Raw genomic sequence first — 16618 nt, 5'->3', positions numbered from 1 at the left:
ACCAGCATTGAATTGTAGGGTGAATCAAGTAGATTTGCTTCATGATTGATATTGCCGCGCTCCGGGCCCTCGTCATCGTGGAGCAACAAGGATCAGTCGTCGCGGCCTCGGACGTCATGGGTTACAGTCCCTCGGCAGTGTCCCAGCAGATCAAGAAACTCGAGAAACAAACTGGGGTGGCAGTCCTGGAGCGCCACGGCCGCGGCATCCTCCTCACCGACCGCGGACTGGCACTGGCAGAATACGGCCGCCGGATCCTGGGCGAGCTTGAAGAGTTGCAGGCGACCCTCCTGGCCGATCCCGACAAACCTTCCGGGGTGTTGCGGTTGGTGGCGTTCTCCACGGCGTGCCGTGGCCTTGTGGGCCCGCTGCTTGGCCGCCTGGCCGCGACCGAAACCCAGCTGGACGTCAGCGTCCTTGCGGAGGACCCCCGCGAGGCAGTCCAGAGGGTGGCTGGCGGAGAAGCCGAACTCGGCGTGGTGCACAACTGGAACTCAGTGCCGCTGGTCATTCCGGAAAACATGACCCTTGAATGGCTGTGCGAAGACGTCGCCGATGTCCTGCTCAACAGCGGACACCGACTGGCCGGCCGCTCCTCGCTTGAGCCGGTTGACCTCCTTGAGGAACGCTGGGTCAGCACTCCGCATGGCGCGATTTGCAACGAAGCACTGCTCCGGATTTTCGCGGACACTGGCCACGTCCCCAATATCAAGGTGTACGACCCCGATTTCGCCACGCACATTGCCCTCGTGGAGCAGGATGTGGTGGTGGCACTCGTCCCTCGCCTGGGGCGGCCCGTCCTCCCGTTGGGGGTCGTGGCTGTTCCGCTGGTCAACCCGCGGCAGGTGCGGCAGGTGGGCATCGTCTACCGCAAGACCATGACATCCAGCCCTGGAATCCAGCACGTTGTCAGGCTGCTTCGTGAACTGGCAGGGACAGAAGGCGATTAGCTAGTGCTTGGCTCGGGGAACTACGAAATGCGTCAGCCTGGCGTCCTGGCCATCGAGTTCGGCCCAGGGCTTTTCCACTTCCAAAATCGTCAAGCCACTGGTCGGGAAGCGCGTGGCTGCATCCATATAGGCATCATGGTCTGAATCACGCGATGCCAGCTCCATGGCCAGGTCCTGTACGCCAGGCATGTGGGCAATCACCATAAGCGTCGTCACTGTATCCGGCACATGGTTAATGACGCTCAGCATCCTCCGCCCGGACGCGGCATACAGTCCGTCCTCCAGTTTCGGCGTCGGCGCCTTGTCGCCTAACTGGGCGCACACCCAGGTGCACGTCTGACGCGTCCGTAGCGCCGATGAGCACAGGATGAAGTCCGGAACAACGTTGTGCTTGAGCAACCATTTTCCGGCCAGCGGCGCCTCCCGGTGACCACGTTCCTCCAAAGGGCGCTCATGGTCAGCAACGCCCGAAGGCCAATCAGCCTTGGAATGGCGCATGATAACGAGGCGCCGAATGTGATGGTCACTCATCCCCCCAGCCTATAGCCGCCCATCAGCCGCGGAGGCCACATGCTCGGTCGCCAAGCGCGCACGAAAGCGCCCGCTCCCAAGAGGGAACGGGCGCCGTCGAGATGCGTATGGAGACTAGATCGAGTATTCCGGAGCGGCCCAGACAATGACTTCCGGGTGCTCGTAGAAACGGTAGCCCTGGCCGCGGACAGTGCGGACGGTGTTCGCGAGGCGACCCAGCTTGGAGCGGAGGCGGCGGATGTGGACGTCGATGGTGCGCTCGTTCGGCACCTCTTCGGCGTTGCGCCACAGTCCTTCGAGCAGTTCGTCACGGCCCACGGTACGGGTGCCATTCTCAACGAGGTAGTTCAGGAGCTCAAACTCCTTGAACGTAAGGTTCAGCGATTCGCCGTCGAGGTGGACTTCGCGGCGTGCTAGGTCGATCAGAACGCCGGAGGGGCGGGGCTCCTGGGCCGGCTGCGGACGGGCGGCCTCGGTGCGCTGGCGGGTTCCAACGGTCGGGTCCCCAAAGGTTGAACGGACGACGTCGAGCGCGGAACCTTGGGCGCTGGCCGGCGCAACAGCGACGGCGGCGTAGCTTTCAGCGCCGGCCACCAGCGACTGGGCGTAGGCCCGAATCTCCTGGGCAAGCTTGGCAATGGACGTTCCGGCAGCCGCGGCCGTGTCCTCATCGATCCCCATGTACAGCACGAAGCCGCGGGCGACGTTGTCGTTGGCCACGGGACGGACGGAGCGGTCTGCGGGAGCCACGACGGGAGTGGGAGCCGTGACGGGGGCGGCCTCGGCCGGTTGGACAGCGCGCAGCTGGCCATACGAGTTGGGGTTGTAGCCCTGGGGCACGTAGCCGGGCGCCTGGTAGCCGTTGCCCGGTGTTACAGGCGGAGCGTAGGCCGGCCTGGCGCCGAAGCCTTGGCGAAGTCCCGCATTGGAGGCGGCCTTGTTGGCGTTACGGACGGAGATGTGGACGTATCCGGATGCAACTGACATGGAGTGCTTACCTCAAAGTGAATGGCCGTCATCGCGGCTTCGAATGCTTGATTGTCCCCGCAATGAGGCTGGGGATGGGGCGCCCGACACTGGGCAGGGGCGAATGCCTGAAACTCTTAGGGGTACGAAGTTAGGCTTGCATTCGACAACAGCGCATTTGAACGCCAGCTGGCGTGCTGGGCCTGAAATCTGCGGCTGCAGTTGCTGTTGAGTCCTTGTTCACATTTGAAGTGTGCAACGTAACAAAGGGAACTTGCAAGTAACAAAGTGTCGAACAGTCCACATCCTGAGACAAATAGGGCTATTGTGCTGCGGATCACAATTCTATCGACAGTAGAAAATTCGAATGGAGTTATAGAACGATCGGGCGAAGATACTGTTTTTTCGAACTTAATTTCCTGGTTCTGGCTATTACTCAATTTGCATTCATCAATCGTTCCGATCCTGAAATCCCGCCATCCGGAAACCTTCCTGTCCACTTCTGAATCGTCCCGGAGTGGATTTTTTGGGGTAAAGCATCTGCTACAAGCCCGGCCGAGCCCTCTCCAAGGAGCTGAAGGCTTCCACCTGACTACGCTGGAACTCACAGCTCGTTCACAGCGTCGGCAAAGCGCCGGCATACCGGCAGATCGGAGAGTTGTTCCATGGCCTCATCGCACTCCATGACCAACAATCTTCCCGAACTCACCCACCCGGACGGCTCCCCCATCCGTGCCCTTGTGGTGGATGACGAGCCGAGCCTCGCAGAGCTCATGAGCATGGGACTCCGGATGGCAGGGTGGTCAGTAGCCGTTGCCGGCGACGGACCCGAGGCTGTGAAGCTGGCCCGTGATTTCCGCCCGGACGTGCTGGTACTGGACGTTATGCTCCCCGGATTCGACGGCGTGGAGCTGCTCAGCAGGATCAGGGCCTTCGCGCCCGAGGTGCCTGCCTTGTTCCTGACGGCAAAGGATGCCGTGCAGGACCGTATCACCGGGCTCGCGGCCGGCGGGGACGACTATGTGACCAAGCCCTTCAGCATGGAGGAGGTCCTTTTACGTCTCCATCGCCTTGTCCAGCGCTCCGGAGTGGCGACCATGGATTCAGCCGAGCTGGTTGTGGGCGACCTGCGGCTGAATGTGGACACGCGCGAAGTCATCCGTGCCGGGGAGGACATCTCCCTCACAGCAACGCAGTTCGAGCTCCTGCGCTACCTCATGGAAAACCCAAAGAGGGTAGTCAGCAAGGCCCAGATCCTGGATCGCGTGTGGAATTACGACTTTGGCGGCCAGGCCAACATCGTCGAACTGTACATCTCCTACCTGCGGAAAAAGATCGACGCAAGCTACCCGCCCATGATCCATACCGTCCGCGGCGCCGGCTACGTCATCAAGCCGGCGGACTAGCATCATGTCCGAACTTTCCGGGGCCGCTCCCAAGATCCGCCCCCGTTGGCTAAGCCCGTCCACGTGGCACCTCCGCACTAAGTTGATCCTCGTTGCAATGGCACTGCTGGTGGCAATCTCCGGCGCAATCGGCCTGTTCAGCTATGCGTCCATGGATTCCTTCCTCACACGGCAACTCGATGAGCGCCTTGGGCAGGCCTCCCGGATCTCCAACGAAGCCGGGCGCCCGCCCCTCGGCAACCCCCGCAGCAGGCCCGACCCCCTTGACGCCAAAGGCCAGGGCGTCGGGACCCTGACGGCAAGGCTTACTAACGGGCAGATCAGCAGCGCGGGCGTCCTCACTCCCAGCGCAAGCCGGGCCGCTTTGTCCCAAGAGGACGAGTCCGTTCTTCTCAGCCTGGAACACAACGCAACGCCCGTGGACCGCACGCTGTCCACCGGTGCCTATCGGCTGATAGCAGTGGAGACTCCCTATGGCGATGTGATCGTCACAGGACTTCCGCTGGCGGCCAAGCAGGGCACGTTGTCCTCGTTGGTATGGACCATGGTGATTGTCTCCCTCTGCGGACTGGTCCTGATTGGCCTGGCCGGAACAGTCCTCATCCGGCGAACCATGAAGCCCATCGAGAAACTTTCGGAAGTGGCCACAAACGTCTCGCGCCTGCCGCTCGAGGTCGGAGAGGTGGCCCTTGCGGTACGTGTACCGCCGTCGGCAGCCAATCCCCAAACGGAAGTGGGAAGCGTTGGCCATGCGCTGAACCTGATGCTCAATAATGTCTCCAGCGCGCTGGAGGCGCGCCAGAAAAGCGAAACCAAGGTCCGCCAGTTCGTCGCCGATGCGTCCCATGAACTCCGTACTCCGCTCACAGCTATCCGCGGCTATACGGAACTCATGCGGATAACTGAAGACTTCAGTCCGGACGGGCAAAAGTCGCTCGCCCGCGTCCAGAGCCAGGCGGAACGCATGACTTCGCTCGTCGAGGACCTCCTGCTCCTGGCTCGACTGGACGAAGGGCAGCCGCTAAAGGTGGCCGACGTCGACCTCACCCAACTGGTGATCGAGACCGTCAGTGACGAGAAAGTCATGGCACCTGAACATGTGTGGCAGCTGCAGTTGCCTGACGAGCCCGTTAGTGTCCGTGGAGATGCCACCCAGCTCCACCAGGTCCTGGCCAACCTGCTTTCAAATGCACGGAAGCACACCGAGCCGGGAACTACGGTGATCACTTCTGTGACGCGCTCCGCCGACAGCGCAGCCGTCTTGAGCGTGACGGACAACGGGCCTGGCATCGAATCCGGGTTCCAGGAAATGATCTTCTCCCGCTTTGCGCGTGCAGATGCCGCCCGCTCGGGCGGCGAGGGGACTTCCGGATTGGGCCTGTCGATCGTGGAGTCGATAGTCCAGGCACACGGCGGCAGCATAGCGGTGACATCGCGCCCGGGCAGGACCGAATTCGCACTCCGCCTGCCGGCACTGGCGGAGGCCAACTAGCGGCACCGGCTGGCCTCCGTTACCTAAACGTGACTTAATGGGAGCGTTCCGGTACGGTCATGGGGTGGCCCATCTTGACCGGGCCGCGTCCGGGCTGACGCCGAGCTCTGCCACATCCCGGAGCCCCAACACTGAGGCAGAGACGGGGGACCCACGAGTCTTCGGGCCGCTTGATAGCGGCCCTTGGGGTGAAGCCGTCACGTCTGACGTGCGGCCGGTTGACCTCTTCCGAACCCGACAGCTAACTCCGCAGGCGTTGAGAGGCAACCATGTCCCGTTCCCTGGATCAGTCGCGCCCTCTTCGGGGCGCGCGGCACCGTGCAGAACCTGTGCCATTCGCCACCAAACCACTTGCGACGGCGGACTCGCTTGCGGAAAAGCCAAGGCCCGCCCCGGCTCCTACCGAAGTGGCACCTGCGGTGCCCACTCCTGCCGAAGAGACGCCCACTTCCCCCGCCACGTCACCCGCCGCCCCGCATCGCACCAGGGCGCGGCGCGCGGCACCGGTAAATCCCTCCCCAGCCACACCGACTCAGCCGGCTCCCACCGCTCCGGGTGCGACGGCGGAGACCCCCACCGCTCCGGTTGCCACTGTGACGGAACCGAAGAACTCCGCCTCGGCAACGTCGTCCACAGCCCCACTACGCCCCAGGTCCAGGCGCAGTGCACCGGCCGCTGCTGGTGAAAACCCCACCGGAGCCACCCAGGGCTCGGGCGCAAACAGTGAAGCCCGTGCCTCATTCAGCCCTCAGTTGGCTTCGTCGTTTAGTTCGCAGCCCCAAGCCGTCCTGAGGAAAGCGGCCTCAGTTCGGGTCATGAGCCACCGAATGGCCGTTGTTGCCAGTGCCCTCGCCGTTCTGTTGGGTGTCGGCACCGCCAGCCAGGCCACGGAACTGCCATTTTTCGGCAAGGAATCCTCCGCGCATGATGGAACTGGAGGGTCGGAGGGGACCGGCGCAAAGCCAGGAACAGTGCCCACTTACAGCGCGGGACAGGCGAGGTCCGCTGTGTCGGCTACTCCCACCGCCACGTCCAGTGGAACCCCAACGCAGACAGCTGCCGCCTCCGCCCCAAACACCCCCGGTAAGCCGGCGACTCCCGATCGCAAGGCCACTGCCTTGCCATCGGTCGCCGCCCTGCCCAAGCCGGTTGACGTTCCCACGCTGGCCGGAAAAATAGCCGGACCCTCCTCGCCGTCGTCAGCTCCGGCCTCCGCGTCATCAGCACCGGCATCGTCGTCCTCAACCGCGCCGGCCCCTTCATCGACCCCTCCGGCACCGGCCACCGCGCCGACCCGCTCGGCAGCGCCAGCCCCGACCTCGACGGTGGCACCTGCTCCCAGCTCGACGCCCATTTCCAGCTCACCCGCTCCCACGACTGCTACAACGCCACCCGCATCTGTGGGCGGCGCTGCGGGAGGCATCGTCGACACCCGTTCCTATGCCCGTAACCGCCTTGCAGCGTACGGATGGGGCGCAGAGCAGATGAATGCCTTGAATGTTCTGTGGAACAGCGAGGAAAACTGGCGCCCCGGCCAAGTGGACCGAGGAATGAGCTACATCAAGCAACGCTACGGCTCCCCCGCCAATGCCTTGAAGTTCCGCAATGCCAACAAATGGTACTGACGCACTGCGGCTCCCTTGGCGGCCCTGGCGGCACAGTAACCGCCAAGGGAGCTGCGACTCGGGACGCAAGGCGACCCGCCGTCGTCGTGATGTCCGTTACCTAAATGTGACTTAAGGGCCTGGCTCCGGTACCGTCGAAAGGGTGGCCCATCTCTATCGGGCCACGTCCGGGCTGACGCCGAGCTCTGCCGCATCCCGGATTCCCCAACATGAAGGCAGAGACGGGGGACCCAGAGTCTCCGGGCCGTTGCACAAAGTGCATGGGCCCTTGGGGTGAAGCCGCCAATGATCAACGTGCGGCCGGATGACCTCATCCGAACCCGACAGCTAACTCCGCAGGCGTTGAGAGGCAATCACCATGTCCCCTTCCATGGATAAGTCGCGCCCTGAGCGCGCTGTGCGCCACCGCGCCGAGTCGGTTGCGCCGTTCAACACCACGTCCCACCGTCCCCCCAAAGTGCACGGCCCCCTGCAAAAGGCCACTTCAGTCCGCGTTATGGGCCAGCGAATGGCAGTAATGGCCGGTGCGATTGCTGTCCTGCTGGGTGTAGCCTCGGCCGCTCAGGCTGCCGAACAGGCCATCTCCAGCGAATCTTCGGTCCAGCAGGCGTCAGATGCTTCCCCCGCAACAACCGAGGCGAGCCCTGGGCAGGCGCTTCCCCCGGAAGCGGCTCCGGAGCCCCCGGCGACTGAAACCCCAGCCCCGGCAGCTCCGGCAGCTCCGCCCGCCGCAGCGGAGGCTCCTCCCGCCGCGCCGGCAGCTCCCGCTCCGGAACCCGCCGCGGCAGCACCCGCTCCGGCTGCCCCGCCTGCCCCGCCGACACCGGTGGCCGTAGACGACCCTGCCGCCGCAAAGGCTTACGCCGCCAGCAGGCTCGCCAGCTACGGGTGGGGCCAGGACCAGATGCAGTCGCTGAGCATCCTCTGGGAAAAGGAATCCAACTGGCGCACCACCGCGGTGAACGCCTCCAGCGGGGCCTACGGCATCGTCCAGTCCTTGCCCGCGTCGAAGATGGCCACGATTGCCCCAGACTGGGAAACCAACTTCCGGACCCAGATTGAGTGGGGCCTGAACTACATCAAGGAACGCTACGGCTCCCCCGCCAACGCCTTGGGCTTCCACTACGCCAACAACTGGTACTAAACCACAGTCGGTACTGACCCTCTCGCACTTGCCGCGCCGTCTTTGGCGACCCTCTCGCAGATCCCGCAAGGGAGAGCTTTCGGTTACCCGCAAGACGTGAGAGAGCATCACCTCAAAACGCGCGAGACGTGAGAGAGCATCACCAGCGTGACTGCCCGTAGTCTGTAGGGACGGGCAGTCGGCGTCTTAAGCAGGCCGGGCTGCTACATGTAATCTTCCGGACGCCCATGCCCTTCGGGAATGTCTGCAGAGTCGACGTCGAACGCGCCACCGCGCTCGTCACCGGAAGCCTTGGAGTCCCGGTACGGTATGTACTGCACGGCCCACTTGTTGCCGTCCGGATCCGCGAAGTAAACGAAATGTCCCCAGTCCAGCACCTCGATATCGCTGACGTCCACACCATTTCCCTTGAGCTGCTCATAGGCTGCCTGGATGTCATTCACCACCAGCTGGAGGCTTGGCGCTGTGCCGGGCGGTGCATCACTCATGCCTTCGCCGATGGCAATGGAGCAGCCGGAGCCCGGCGGAGTCAGTTGGACGAAGCGCAGGGAGTCATTGACTCTGTGGTCGTGGTCTGCGTTGAAGCCCACCTTGTTGACGTAGAAATCCTTGGCACGGTCGACGTCGGACACAGGGACGTAGACAAGTTCGAGTTTCCAATCCATGGGACCACAGGCTAGCTGCGCCCAGGCCACAGCGATAGATGGCGCCGGAAAAACTACTTGGCCAGGCCGTAGAGCCTGTCCCCCGCATCGCCAAGGCCTGGAACAATGTAGGCCTTGTCGTTGAGTTTCTCATCAATGGAAGCCAGCACGATTTTCACGTTGGCGTCGGCGAGCTCCTCCTCCAGCTTGGCCAGGCCCTCCGGGGCCGCCAGCAGGCAGATGCAGGTGACGTCCGAGGCGCCGCGCCGGAACAGGAACTTAATGGCTTCGCTCAGGGTTCCGCCAGTGGCGAGCATCGGGTCAAGCACGAAGATCTGCCGCCCCGTCAGGTTCTCGGGCAGGCGCTCGGCGTAGGTGATGATGTCCAGGGTTTCCTCGTCCCGGGCCATTCCCAGAAAACCCACTTCAGCGGTTGGAACCAGCTTCGTCATGCCCTCGAGCATGCCCAGCCCGGCGCGCAGGATGGGCACCACCAGTGGGGTGGGTTTGGTGAAGGCCGTTCCGATAGCGCGCGTGATCGGGGTTTCGATTTCCACAGGCTGGGTGCGGACGTCCCGCGTGGCCTCGTAGGCCAGCAGGGTCACAAGCTCCTCGGTCAGTTGGCGGAAGACCGGCGAGGAGGTTTTCTTGTCCCGCAGGACAGTGAGCTTGTGGGCGACCAGGGGGTGGTCCACGACGAATGTGCGCATTTGTCAAAACTATCACCCGCAAGGTGGCGCCCCGCCGTCGGGGAATCGGTCCAGAAGTGGCCTGAGGAAGCAGGTTCAGGAAGCGGCCGAATTCTTCGAAACTATCATTGAGGCATGACACCCGCCGACCCCCGCCATCTCGAATGGATGGGCCTTGCCCTGGCTGAAGCCCGACGGGCCCTGGAAACAGCTGACGTGCCGATCGGCGCCGTCGTCATAGGTCCCGACGGCGAACTCCTGGGTTCCGGGCGTAACGAACGTGAGGCTTTGGGAGACCCTACGGCGCACGCCGAGATGGTCGCGATCCGGGAAGCCGCAGCCCTCCTGAAGCAGAGCGAGGCCGGCGGCGACGGCTGGAGGCTCTCGGACTGCACACTGGTGGTCACGCTTGAACCCTGCGCCATGTGCGCCGGAGCGACAGTGCTGGCGCGGATCCCCCGCGTGGTGTTCGGCGCTTGGGATGAGAAGGCCGGCGCGGCTGGCTCGGTATTCGACATCCTCAGGGAACGCCGCCTCAACCACTGGGTAGAGGTTTACGGTGGGGTCCGGGAAGCCGAGTGTGCCGCCTTACTAAGGGACTTCTTCGCCGCCCACCGACCAGGAACCAGCCAGCCGACCATCGCATGATGCAACACTGGGGATATGCGTTCCGGGAAAGAAACTGATCCGAAGTTTGCCTACCTGAGCTCGCCCAGGACGGCAGCACGCGCGAGCAGGACGGCCGTGCGTGCGAGCGCCGGTGCGGTTCGCCACGCGGTCACGCTCAACCGGCTGATGTTTGCCGCGAAGACCGCGCTGGCCGCCGGCCTGGCGTGGTACGTCGCGCCCCTGATGCCTGGCCCTGCTGCATCCTATCCCTACTATGCGCCGCTCGGGGCCCTGGTCAGCATGTATCCTACGGTGGCAGACACGGCCAGGCACGGGCTGCAGAGCCTGCTCGGGCTGGGGTTGGGCATCGGTGTGGCCTTTGTCTTCACCAGCTTCACCCCTCCCACCGCCCTGGCGGTCGCCGCCGTCGTCGGAATTGGCGTGCTGATCGGGGGCATCCCACGGATGGGTGCGGCCTCGGACTGGGTGCCCATGGCCGCACTCTTCGTCCTGGTGATCGGCGGGGCCAACGCCGAGAGCTTCTCCTTTGCCTACATCCTCCAGATGGCTGCCGGCGTAGCGATCGGTTTTGCCGTGAACTGGCTGATCTTTCCTCCGCTTCATCTTGCCGGGGTGGGACGCTCCGTAGCCGCGCATCGGCAGGCGCTCTCCCGCCAGCTCGCGGACATGGCAGCCGCCATGCGCGAGTCCTGGCCTCCAAACCATGAAGACTGGGCCGGCCGAAGCCAGGACCTGGCAGCTACGGCCTCCGAAGTGCGGAAGGCCGTCCATGACGCCGAGCTCAGCGCCAAGGCCAATCCGAGGAGCAGGCGGCACCGGATCGACCTGCAGCGGGACCTCCGCGATCTCCGCTACGTGGAACGGGCTACGTTCCATGTGCAAGACATCACCGATGTCCTGGCCAGCGTGATTTGGGAGAAAAATGCGGGTACCTTCATTCCACCTGACGTGATCAATGACCTCTCCGATGCTCTGGACAGTACCGCTGGACTCATCGGGCAATGGAATGAGCCGGACCAAATTCCTGAGCTCCTCGAGCAGACCAGGGACGCCGTCGAAAAACTCAGCGAGAGTGTCGCCGATGTCGCCAGCCGGCAGGCGCCGGTCAATGCGGCGGCATCTGTGGCCATGAGCCTGCGGCGGATCATCAGTGTGGTGTCCAATCGGGCGGACGACGGCGACCCGGACTGACGGGGTTCCGTGACAGTGGGAGGTGCCCACGCTACGGTCAGGTGACAGGGATCCGTCCGACACGGGGGAATTTGTATGCGCATCGCAATTACGGGGGCAACGGGCAACGCCGGGACCGCCCTGCTGAGGCGGCTGGCAGCGGCCAAGTCCGAGGAAGGCGAAGACCTGCAGATCGTGGGGATATCACGGCGCCACCCGGAATCGCTCGTGCCGCCCTACCTGAATGTGGAGTGGCACGACATCGATGTGGGAGACGTTGAGGAGCTGCCGCGCCTTGAAAGCGCCTTCGCCGGCGCCGACGCCGTGGTGCACCTGGCCTGGGTGGTGCAACCCAACCGCAAGCCGGACGTGCTGTTCCGGACCAACGTCACTGGCACGGCAAATGCCTTGGAGGCAGCCGGGCGGGCGGGGGTTCCCCATTTCGTCTGCGCTTCCTCGGTGGGCGCTTACTCCAGGGCCGCTGACAAGAACGAAAGGGTCGGCGAGGACTGGCCGGTAGACGGTATTCCTGGATCCCACTACAGCGAACACAAGGCACGGCAGGAAGCGCTGCTGAACCAGTTCGCGGCCGAGCATCCGGATGTTGCCGTTGCCCGGCTTCGCCCCAGCCTGATCTTCCAGCGTGACGCCGGCAGCGAAGTGGGCAAGTTCTTCCTTGGCCGCATCATTCCACGGTTCATTCCGTCACGGCCGCGGCTGCCGCTGCTTCCCGTTCCGAACGAGTTTGTCTTCCAGGCCGCGCACGCCGACGATATCGCGGACGCCTATTGGCGCGTCCTGAAACAGCGCGCGTCGGGACCGTTCAATGTTGCGGGTGAACCTGTCCTGGACCCGAACGCCCTCGGCTGGCTCTTCGGTGCCAGGCGGGTACTGCGCATACCGGTCGCCCTGCTGCGCGCCGTCGTCGACCTCAGCTGGCGTCTACGGCTGCAGCCCACAGACCCGGGATGGGTGGATATGGCGGCGGGCGCACCTCTTATGGATACCTCAAGGGCACGCAAGGAACTGGGCTGGAGCCCCAGCCGCTCCTCATTGCAGGCCATCAAGGAAGTGATTTACGGCCTCGGCTCCGGCGCGGGCGTGGAGGGTTCGCCGCCCCTCAGGGAGCGCTAGGCGCTCAAGCCGGCTTCCGTCAGGCCCCGCAGTCCAGAATCGAAAGGACTTTCGCTGCTGCGTCCTCCCAGCTCGGCAGGGAGTCCCGGGACTGGAGCGCGGCGGCCCGCCAGGAATGCCGCATCTTCGGATCAGTGAGCCAGGTGCGGAGCACGGCTTCAAGCTGTTCGGGGCCGGCTCCGGTTCCTTGGCCATCATCGTCAAGCTCGACGGCGGTTCCCGCACCTGTTGGCCCGAGGGCCTCGACCGCTCCGATGCCCGCACGGACCAATACGGGGACGCCGTGCGCAATCGATTCGGTGACGACCATTCCGAATGACTCGACCGTGGACACCAGCAGGCTGAGGTCGGACCTACGCCACTCCTGCTCCAGCCCTTCGCCGGACCGTTCGCCCGTCACTTCTATCCTATGCTGGAGTCCGTGCCGGGAGATGGCATCGATCACCGCCAACGCGTAGTCCGGATCTGCCGTGGTTGACCCGACGAGGGCCGCCGTCCACGGCAAGTCACGCAGCCTGGCGAACGCCTCGACCACGAGCAGCTGGGCCTTGTGCGGGAGAAGCGCCGCGACGACGACCAGGTGCGGGGGCGCGCCTGACGGCTTGTCCAAGGGCTCGCCTGTGCTGGATATGTCCAGAAGGTCCACACCCGGAACAACAACATGGGCGTTGTCGAGCCCATGCAGCTCCTGAAGGTTCCGGCACGCCGAGGAGCTGGTGCAGATGACGCCGGCTGCCGCCGTTAGTGCCCGCTTTTCCAGTTCAGGGTGGTCGGCCAGGGCCATGTGCACCAGGATCCATGGCGGGTTCCCGCGTGCCGCCGCCTGCTCGATTTCCTTCGGCGCGCCACTGCCGATGAGGCCGTCCACCAGGACGACGTCGTTCCCGGCGTCGCTGAGTACGGCGCCCAGCCGCCGTCGGTCCTCCTCGCTGCCGACCGGCCAATCGCCGTCGACCTCTTGAATCCTGACGGTGATCCCGGCGGCGGCCACGTGCTCGGCGAGCCTGGCGTTGTAGATGTTGCCGCCGGAACGGTGCTGGACGTTCCCGGGAACTATCAGGCGAAGGACCGTCATGACTCCCCCGTTCCGCTACTCGGCTCGCAACTGCAGGGAGTAGCCTGCCCAGGCGTCGGGATTCTCGCGGAGGACGACGTCGATGCCCTCAAGCGCGCTCCCGTCGTCGCTCCCCCCGATAGTGCCCGCGACGGCCTCGGCGATGTACTGTGCGAGTGCCTCCGTGGTGGTGAGCTTGCCTTCGAAGTCGGGGTGCTCGTCCAGGTTGCTGTAGTCCAACCGCTCCAGTACGGCGTCCAGGGCCTTCCCCGCCACCCCGATGTCCAGGACGATTGCGTCATCATTCAGTCGTGCACGTCGGAAAGTCACTTCGGCCACGAAGGTGGCGCCATGCAATCCCTGGGCAGGGCCAAAGGCTTCGCGGGGAAGGCTGTGGGCGATCATGAAATGGCGGCGCACAGTAAGGCTGAACACGTATTACCCCTGTTCGTGGTCGGTTTGCGGATAGGTGATGACATGGCATAGATCCTCGATCTGTCCGTCGGACAGGGCCTGCACTACATCGGGAAGGTCTGTGAAGGGCGACTCAGCCGTGAGGAAATGGTCAAACACCGGATCGCGCAGCACTGAGACCGCAAGATCCAGGCGTTGACGGGTGGTGCGGCGGTGCCGGCGGGAGAGCGCGACGGAGCCTACCTGGCTGGCCCGAAGGGAGAGCCGGCGGGCATGGAAATCCTCCCCGAGGGGGATCGTCACGGCCCTGTCCGCGTACCAGGACATCTCGATGATCTCACCGTCGTCCCCTGCTAGCTGCAGGCTGCGGGACAGTCCAGCCTCCGACGCCGAGCAGTGGAAGACAATATCGCAGTCTGCTTCGGCGTCGTCGGGCAGCGCGAAGTCCACCCCCAAGGCGTTCGCAAGTTCCCAGCGGCCCGGGTCGGCGTCGACGATCTGCAGGCGGGACAGCGGAAACGACCGCAGGAGGGCCGCCACTGTGCCGCCCACCAGTCCGGAACCGACGACGGCGACGCGGTCACCAATGCGGGGCCCGCCCTCCCATAGGGCGTTGATGGCTGTCTCCACGGTGCCGGTCAGGATGGCACGGCGTGCCGGCACTCCCTCCGGAATGAGCGTGAGGCACTCAACGGAGACGACGTAGCGGTCCTGGTGTGGGTGCAGGCAGAAGACGGTCTTTCCGAACCACTCCCTGGGCCCGGCCTCGACGACGCCGACGGACAAATAGCCGAACTTCACGGGTCCGGGGAAGTTGCCCTCCTGGTTGGGGGCACGCATTTGCTCGGCCACCCTCGCAGGTACGTGTGCCCCATGAACTACGAGCTCGGTGCCCTTGCTGATCCCCGAATAGAGTGCGCGCACCAAGGCCTGCCCCTCGGCGGGCTGGCGGATCTCCTCTTGGCGCAGTTCGCCCTTGCACGGGCCAATGGTCCAGTAGGCGGTCGCTGTCTGCTGCGGGTGGTCTTTGCCTGAGTTCATCATCCTGCTTATGAATCTAGCCGGGCGCACTGTGGGAGGGAAGCACACAGTCTCGTTTTGGGGAAGTCGGCCTTGCTCCGGTACCCTAGTGAGGTTGGTGACGTGTCCGAGCGGCCGAAGGTGCAACACTCGAAATGTTGTTTGGTGTAAAAGCCAACGTGGGTTCAAATCCCACCGTCACCGCCACGTAGCGAGGCCCCTGCTTCCCTTACAAACAAAGGGAAGCGGGGGTTTTGTTTTACCCAGAAATTTGCTCCGCAGTGTGGGCGGTTGTTGGGCCAGGCATGGGCTCAGATTATGGCCAGTCTCTGGCCGCTTCTGGCCCATTGTTGGACAGCGGCCTGTCGCTGCCCCCAGAATACCCATACGACCTCATGCAAGCCGCAATCACTCAGGAGGTTCGCGGTGCCGGACACCACCTGCCACATGTCGATCTCGCTGGACGGCTTCGTCGCCGGTCCGGACCAGAGCCGCGAGGACCCCTTGGGCAAGCGGGGGCTGGAGCTGCACCGTTGGCACATCGGCGACCCGCGAGCCAACGATGCCGACAAGGTCGCGAATGAGTGGCTCATGCGCCCGCGGGGCGCGTATGTGATGGGTCGGAACATGTTCGGCCCGATCCGCGGGGACTGGAATGAGGAATGGACCGGGTGGTGGGGCCCCGAACCGCCGTACCACGCGCCGGTGTTCGTGCTGACCCATCACGGACGTGACCCGATCCAGATGGATGGCGGGACGACCTTCCACTTCGTCACCGAGGGCTTCGACGCGGCCTACTCCGCAGCACGCCAGGCTGCCGGGGACAACGGCGTGGACATCGCCGGAGGGGCCTCAACCGTCCGACAGGCACTGATCGCCGGCGTGATCGACGAGCTCACCCTCGACTTCGCACCGGTCCTGCTTGGGTCGGGCGAGCGCATCTTCGACGGGGTTGAATCCTTCGGCTTTGAACCCGCCGAGGTGCTTCACGCACCGCTGGCCACCCACATCCGCTATCGCCGCGTCAGCTAACTCCGCAGGCGCCGCCGGCCTCCTGCGCAGCAGGACGGTCACTGTGTCCTTGGCGCAGGACCTTCAAGGTCGAGTCTGCTGCCTAGGGCAGTCCGCCCAGGGTCGTCGTCCAGCCTGACGGAACTAGAGCTCGAGGCATGTGAGATTTGGGGCCCTGCCATGCGCCCGTTGGTCATGTGGTCAGTCGTGGCGAACAGCTCCGCGGTGGTCCATGGGGGAACCCTACCGGGATAGTTTTCGGGGGCTAGCTGTGAATCGTAGGAGCGTAGCGGCCGCTTGGAAGTTAGCTTTCCACGCGGCCGCTCTTGTTTCTTGGAGTTTCTTAGGGGGCGGAGTTCACTATAGATGTCTTCACGGATGTCCAGGTCGAGACGGTTCCGGCGGGAGAGCCCGGATAGTCCTTCAGCAGTACGTCCTGTTCCCCGATCACCAGTCCTGAGGTGGGATCGATGATGATGTCTGTCCTCACTACTCCGTCCGGAGAGGGTATGCCGATGCCGATCCCCGTCCTGCCGGACCTAGTTAGCCGTTTCGGGCACCTGAACGGTCGTTTAGGGTTCTTCCGGCGAACGCCCCCTAAAGGACCTTTCCCGCAGCCCACCCGGAGTCGTGTCCATTGATGACAAAGGGGCGTAGATTCGCCCCATGGAGACACAGGAACTCTGGACCGGCATCGTTGACTGGCTGAGCACTAAACCTTGATCCACCGATCCGTGG

19 protein-coding genes, 1 tRNA gene and 2 riboswitches are annotated in these 16618 nt (G+C 64.1%); of the genes, 9 read left to right on the top strand and 11 right to left on the bottom strand.

Going from position 1 to position 16618, the window contains the following annotated elements; all coding sequences use genetic code 11:
* The first annotated feature begins 41 nt into the window (after positions 1 to 41).
* A complete protein-coding gene (locus J7E82_RS07055; RefSeq protein ID WP_214861921.1) occupies positions 42 to 950 on the top strand; it encodes a LysR family transcriptional regulator in 909 nt (302 codons plus the stop codon).
* On the opposite strand, the gene J7E82_RS07050 is transcribed toward J7E82_RS07055, so the two are convergent.
* Entirely contained in the window at positions 951 to 1481 is a 531-nt protein-coding gene (locus J7E82_RS07050) for a histidine phosphatase family protein (RefSeq protein ID WP_214861920.1), read from the bottom strand.
* A 114-nt stretch (positions 1482 to 1595) separates the two neighbouring features.
* Positions 1596 to 2468: a winged helix-turn-helix domain-containing protein gene (locus J7E82_RS07045; RefSeq protein WP_214861919.1), complete on the bottom strand. Its 873-nt coding sequence runs from the start codon at positions 2466 to 2468 to the stop codon at positions 1596 to 1598.
* Between the two features lie 644 nt (positions 2469 to 3112).
* Here J7E82_RS07045 and J7E82_RS07040 point away from each other — a divergent pair.
* Together J7E82_RS07040 and J7E82_RS07035 are read left to right on the top strand one after the other, a co-directional pair.
* Complete coding sequence (locus tag J7E82_RS07040) at positions 3113 to 3853, top strand: response regulator transcription factor (protein ID WP_214861918.1); 741 nt, start codon at positions 3113 to 3115, stop codon at positions 3851 to 3853.
* A gap of 4 nt (positions 3854 to 3857) precedes the next feature.
* A complete protein-coding gene (locus tag J7E82_RS07035) occupies positions 3858 to 5345 on the top strand; it encodes a HAMP domain-containing sensor histidine kinase (protein WP_214861917.1) in 1488 nt (495 codons plus the stop codon).
* 88 nt (positions 5346 to 5433) lie between these two features.
* A riboswitch (cyclic di-AMP (ydaO/yuaA leader) is annotated at positions 5434 to 5615 on the top strand.
* A 262-nt stretch (positions 5616 to 5877) separates the two neighbouring features.
* On the opposite strand, the gene J7E82_RS07030 is transcribed toward J7E82_RS07035, so the two are convergent.
* The 3 genes from J7E82_RS07030 to J7E82_RS07025 all read right to left on the bottom strand — a co-directional run bounded on the left by J7E82_RS07030 (position 5878) and on the right by J7E82_RS07025 (position 6768).
* The gene (locus J7E82_RS07030; RefSeq protein ID WP_214861916.1) at positions 5878 to 6039 is read right to left on the bottom strand and encodes a hypothetical protein; all 162 of its coding nucleotides are present in this window, start codon (positions 6037 to 6039) and stop codon (positions 5878 to 5880) included.
* 109 nt (positions 6040 to 6148) lie between these two features.
* Complete coding sequence (locus J7E82_RS21000; RefSeq protein ID WP_285289706.1) at positions 6149 to 6271, bottom strand: hypothetical protein; 123 nt, start codon at positions 6269 to 6271, stop codon at positions 6149 to 6151.
* A 53-nt stretch (positions 6272 to 6324) separates the two neighbouring features.
* Complete coding sequence (locus J7E82_RS07025; protein ID WP_214861915.1) at positions 6325 to 6768, bottom strand: hypothetical protein; 444 nt, start codon at positions 6766 to 6768, stop codon at positions 6325 to 6327.
* Positions 6769 to 7153: 385 nt separating this feature from the next.
* A riboswitch (cyclic di-AMP (ydaO/yuaA leader) is annotated at positions 7154 to 7324 on the top strand.
* 4 nt (positions 7325 to 7328) lie between these two features.
* Here J7E82_RS07025 and J7E82_RS07020 point away from each other — a divergent pair.
* Entirely contained in the window at positions 7329 to 8114 is a 786-nt protein-coding gene (locus tag J7E82_RS07020; RefSeq protein WP_214861914.1) for a hypothetical protein, read from the top strand.
* Between the two features lie 203 nt (positions 8115 to 8317).
* Here J7E82_RS07020 and J7E82_RS07015 read toward each other — a convergent pair whose 3' ends face one another.
* On the bottom strand, positions 8318 to 8779 hold the full coding sequence (locus J7E82_RS07015; RefSeq protein WP_214861913.1) for a glyoxalase superfamily protein: 462 nt from the start codon (positions 8777 to 8779) through the stop codon (positions 8318 to 8320).
* A 53-nt stretch (positions 8780 to 8832) separates the two neighbouring features.
* Positions 8833 to 9468 (bottom strand): uracil phosphoribosyltransferase, encoded by a 636-nt coding sequence (upp, locus tag J7E82_RS07010; RefSeq protein ID WP_214861912.1) that lies wholly within the window; start codon positions 9466 to 9468, stop codon positions 8833 to 8835.
* 114 nt (positions 9469 to 9582) lie between these two features.
* On the opposite strand from upp, the gene J7E82_RS07005 reads away from it, so the two are divergent.
* From J7E82_RS07005 to J7E82_RS06995, 3 genes are all read left to right on the top strand, one after another.
* Entirely contained in the window at positions 9583 to 10095 is a 513-nt protein-coding gene (locus J7E82_RS07005) for a nucleoside deaminase (RefSeq protein WP_214861911.1), read from the top strand.
* Between the two features lie 15 nt (positions 10096 to 10110).
* Entirely contained in the window at positions 10111 to 11268 is a 1158-nt protein-coding gene (locus J7E82_RS07000) for an aromatic acid exporter family protein (protein WP_214861910.1), read from the top strand.
* Positions 11269 to 11343: 75 nt separating this feature from the next.
* The gene (locus tag J7E82_RS06995; RefSeq protein ID WP_214861909.1) at positions 11344 to 12381 is read left to right on the top strand and encodes an NAD-dependent epimerase/dehydratase family protein; all 1038 of its coding nucleotides are present in this window, start codon (positions 11344 to 11346) and stop codon (positions 12379 to 12381) included.
* Between the two features lie 19 nt (positions 12382 to 12400).
* Here J7E82_RS06995 and J7E82_RS06990 read toward each other — a convergent pair whose 3' ends face one another.
* Genes J7E82_RS06990 through J7E82_RS06980 form a run of 3 tightly spaced genes read right to left on the bottom strand, consistent with a single transcriptional unit; the run spans position 12401 to position 14890 of the window.
* Positions 12401 to 13456: a glycosyltransferase family 4 protein gene (locus J7E82_RS06990; RefSeq protein WP_214861908.1), complete on the bottom strand. Its 1056-nt coding sequence runs from the start codon at positions 13454 to 13456 to the stop codon at positions 12401 to 12403.
* 15 nt (positions 13457 to 13471) lie between these two features.
* Positions 13472 to 13870, bottom strand: coding sequence for a 6-carboxytetrahydropterin synthase (locus J7E82_RS06985; RefSeq protein ID WP_214861907.1), 399 nt, complete (start codon positions 13868 to 13870; stop codon positions 13472 to 13474).
* A gap of 3 nt (positions 13871 to 13873) precedes the next feature.
* Complete coding sequence (locus J7E82_RS06980; protein WP_374223598.1) at positions 13874 to 14890, bottom strand: zinc-binding alcohol dehydrogenase; 1017 nt, start codon at positions 14888 to 14890, stop codon at positions 13874 to 13876.
* Between the two features lie 96 nt (positions 14891 to 14986).
* Here J7E82_RS06980 and J7E82_RS06975 point away from each other — a divergent pair.
* A tRNA-Ser gene (locus J7E82_RS06975) sits at positions 14987 to 15076 on the top strand.
* Positions 15077 to 15295: 219 nt separating this feature from the next.
* Positions 15296 to 15901 carry a dihydrofolate reductase family protein gene (locus J7E82_RS06970; protein WP_308113664.1) on the top strand — a complete coding sequence of 202 codons (606 nt, stop codon included), beginning with the start codon at positions 15296 to 15298 and terminating at the stop codon, positions 15899 to 15901.
* Between the two features lie 322 nt (positions 15902 to 16223).
* On the opposite strand, the gene J7E82_RS06965 is transcribed toward J7E82_RS06970, so the two are convergent.
* Positions 16224 to 16370, bottom strand: coding sequence for a hypothetical protein (locus J7E82_RS06965; RefSeq protein ID WP_214861905.1), 147 nt, complete (start codon positions 16368 to 16370; stop codon positions 16224 to 16226).
* Positions 16371 to 16618 lie beyond the last annotated feature (248 nt).

The sequence above is a fragment of the Arthrobacter sp. ISL-30 genome (genome assembly GCF_018613855.1).
Lineage (GTDB): Bacteria > Actinomycetota > Actinomycetes > Actinomycetales > Micrococcaceae > Arthrobacter.
This window is presented reverse-complemented; position numbering and strand designations above follow the sequence as displayed.

Bases quoted from the DNA above. Each gene is read 5' to 3' on its own strand.
- J7E82_RS07055 (WP_214861921.1), top strand. From the start codon at position 42: ATGATTGATATTGCCGCGCTCCGGGCCCTCGTCATCGTGGAGCAACAA.
- J7E82_RS07050 (WP_214861920.1), bottom strand. From the start codon at position 1,481: ATGAGTGACCATCACATTCGGCGCCTCGTTATCATGCGCCATTCCAAG.
- J7E82_RS07045 (WP_214861919.1), bottom strand. From the start codon at position 2,468: ATGTCAGTTGCATCCGGATACGTCCACATCTCCGTCCGTAACGCCAAC.
- J7E82_RS07040 (WP_214861918.1), top strand. From the start codon at position 3,113: ATGGCCTCATCGCACTCCATGACCAACAATCTTCCCGAACTCACCCAC.
- J7E82_RS07035 (WP_214861917.1), top strand. From the start codon at position 3,858: ATGTCCGAACTTTCCGGGGCCGCTCCCAAGATCCGCCCCCGTTGGCTA.
- J7E82_RS21000 (WP_285289706.1), bottom strand. From the start codon at position 6,271: ATGCGCGGAGGATTCCTTGCCGAAAAATGGCAGTTCCGTGGCCTGGCT.
- J7E82_RS07025 (WP_214861915.1), bottom strand. From the start codon at position 6,768: ATGCCTCCCGCAGCGCCGCCCACAGATGCGGGTGGCGTTGTAGCAGTC.
- J7E82_RS07020 (WP_214861914.1), top strand. From the start codon at position 7,329: ATGTCCCCTTCCATGGATAAGTCGCGCCCTGAGCGCGCTGTGCGCCAC.
- J7E82_RS07015 (WP_214861913.1), bottom strand. From the start codon at position 8,779: ATGGATTGGAAACTCGAACTTGTCTACGTCCCTGTGTCCGACGTCGAC.
- upp (WP_214861912.1), bottom strand. From the start codon at position 9,468: ATGCGCACATTCGTCGTGGACCACCCCCTGGTCGCCCACAAGCTCACT.
- J7E82_RS07005 (WP_214861911.1), top strand. From the start codon at position 9,583: ATGACACCCGCCGACCCCCGCCATCTCGAATGGATGGGCCTTGCCCTG.
- J7E82_RS07000 (WP_214861910.1), top strand. From the start codon at position 10,111: ATGCGTTCCGGGAAAGAAACTGATCCGAAGTTTGCCTACCTGAGCTCG.
- J7E82_RS06995 (WP_214861909.1), top strand. From the start codon at position 11,344: ATGCGCATCGCAATTACGGGGGCAACGGGCAACGCCGGGACCGCCCTG.
- J7E82_RS06990 (WP_214861908.1), bottom strand. From the start codon at position 13,456: ATGACGGTCCTTCGCCTGATAGTTCCCGGGAACGTCCAGCACCGTTCC.
- J7E82_RS06980 (WP_374223598.1), bottom strand. From the start codon at position 14,890: ATGAACTCAGGCAAAGACCACCCGCAGCAGACAGCGACCGCCTACTGG.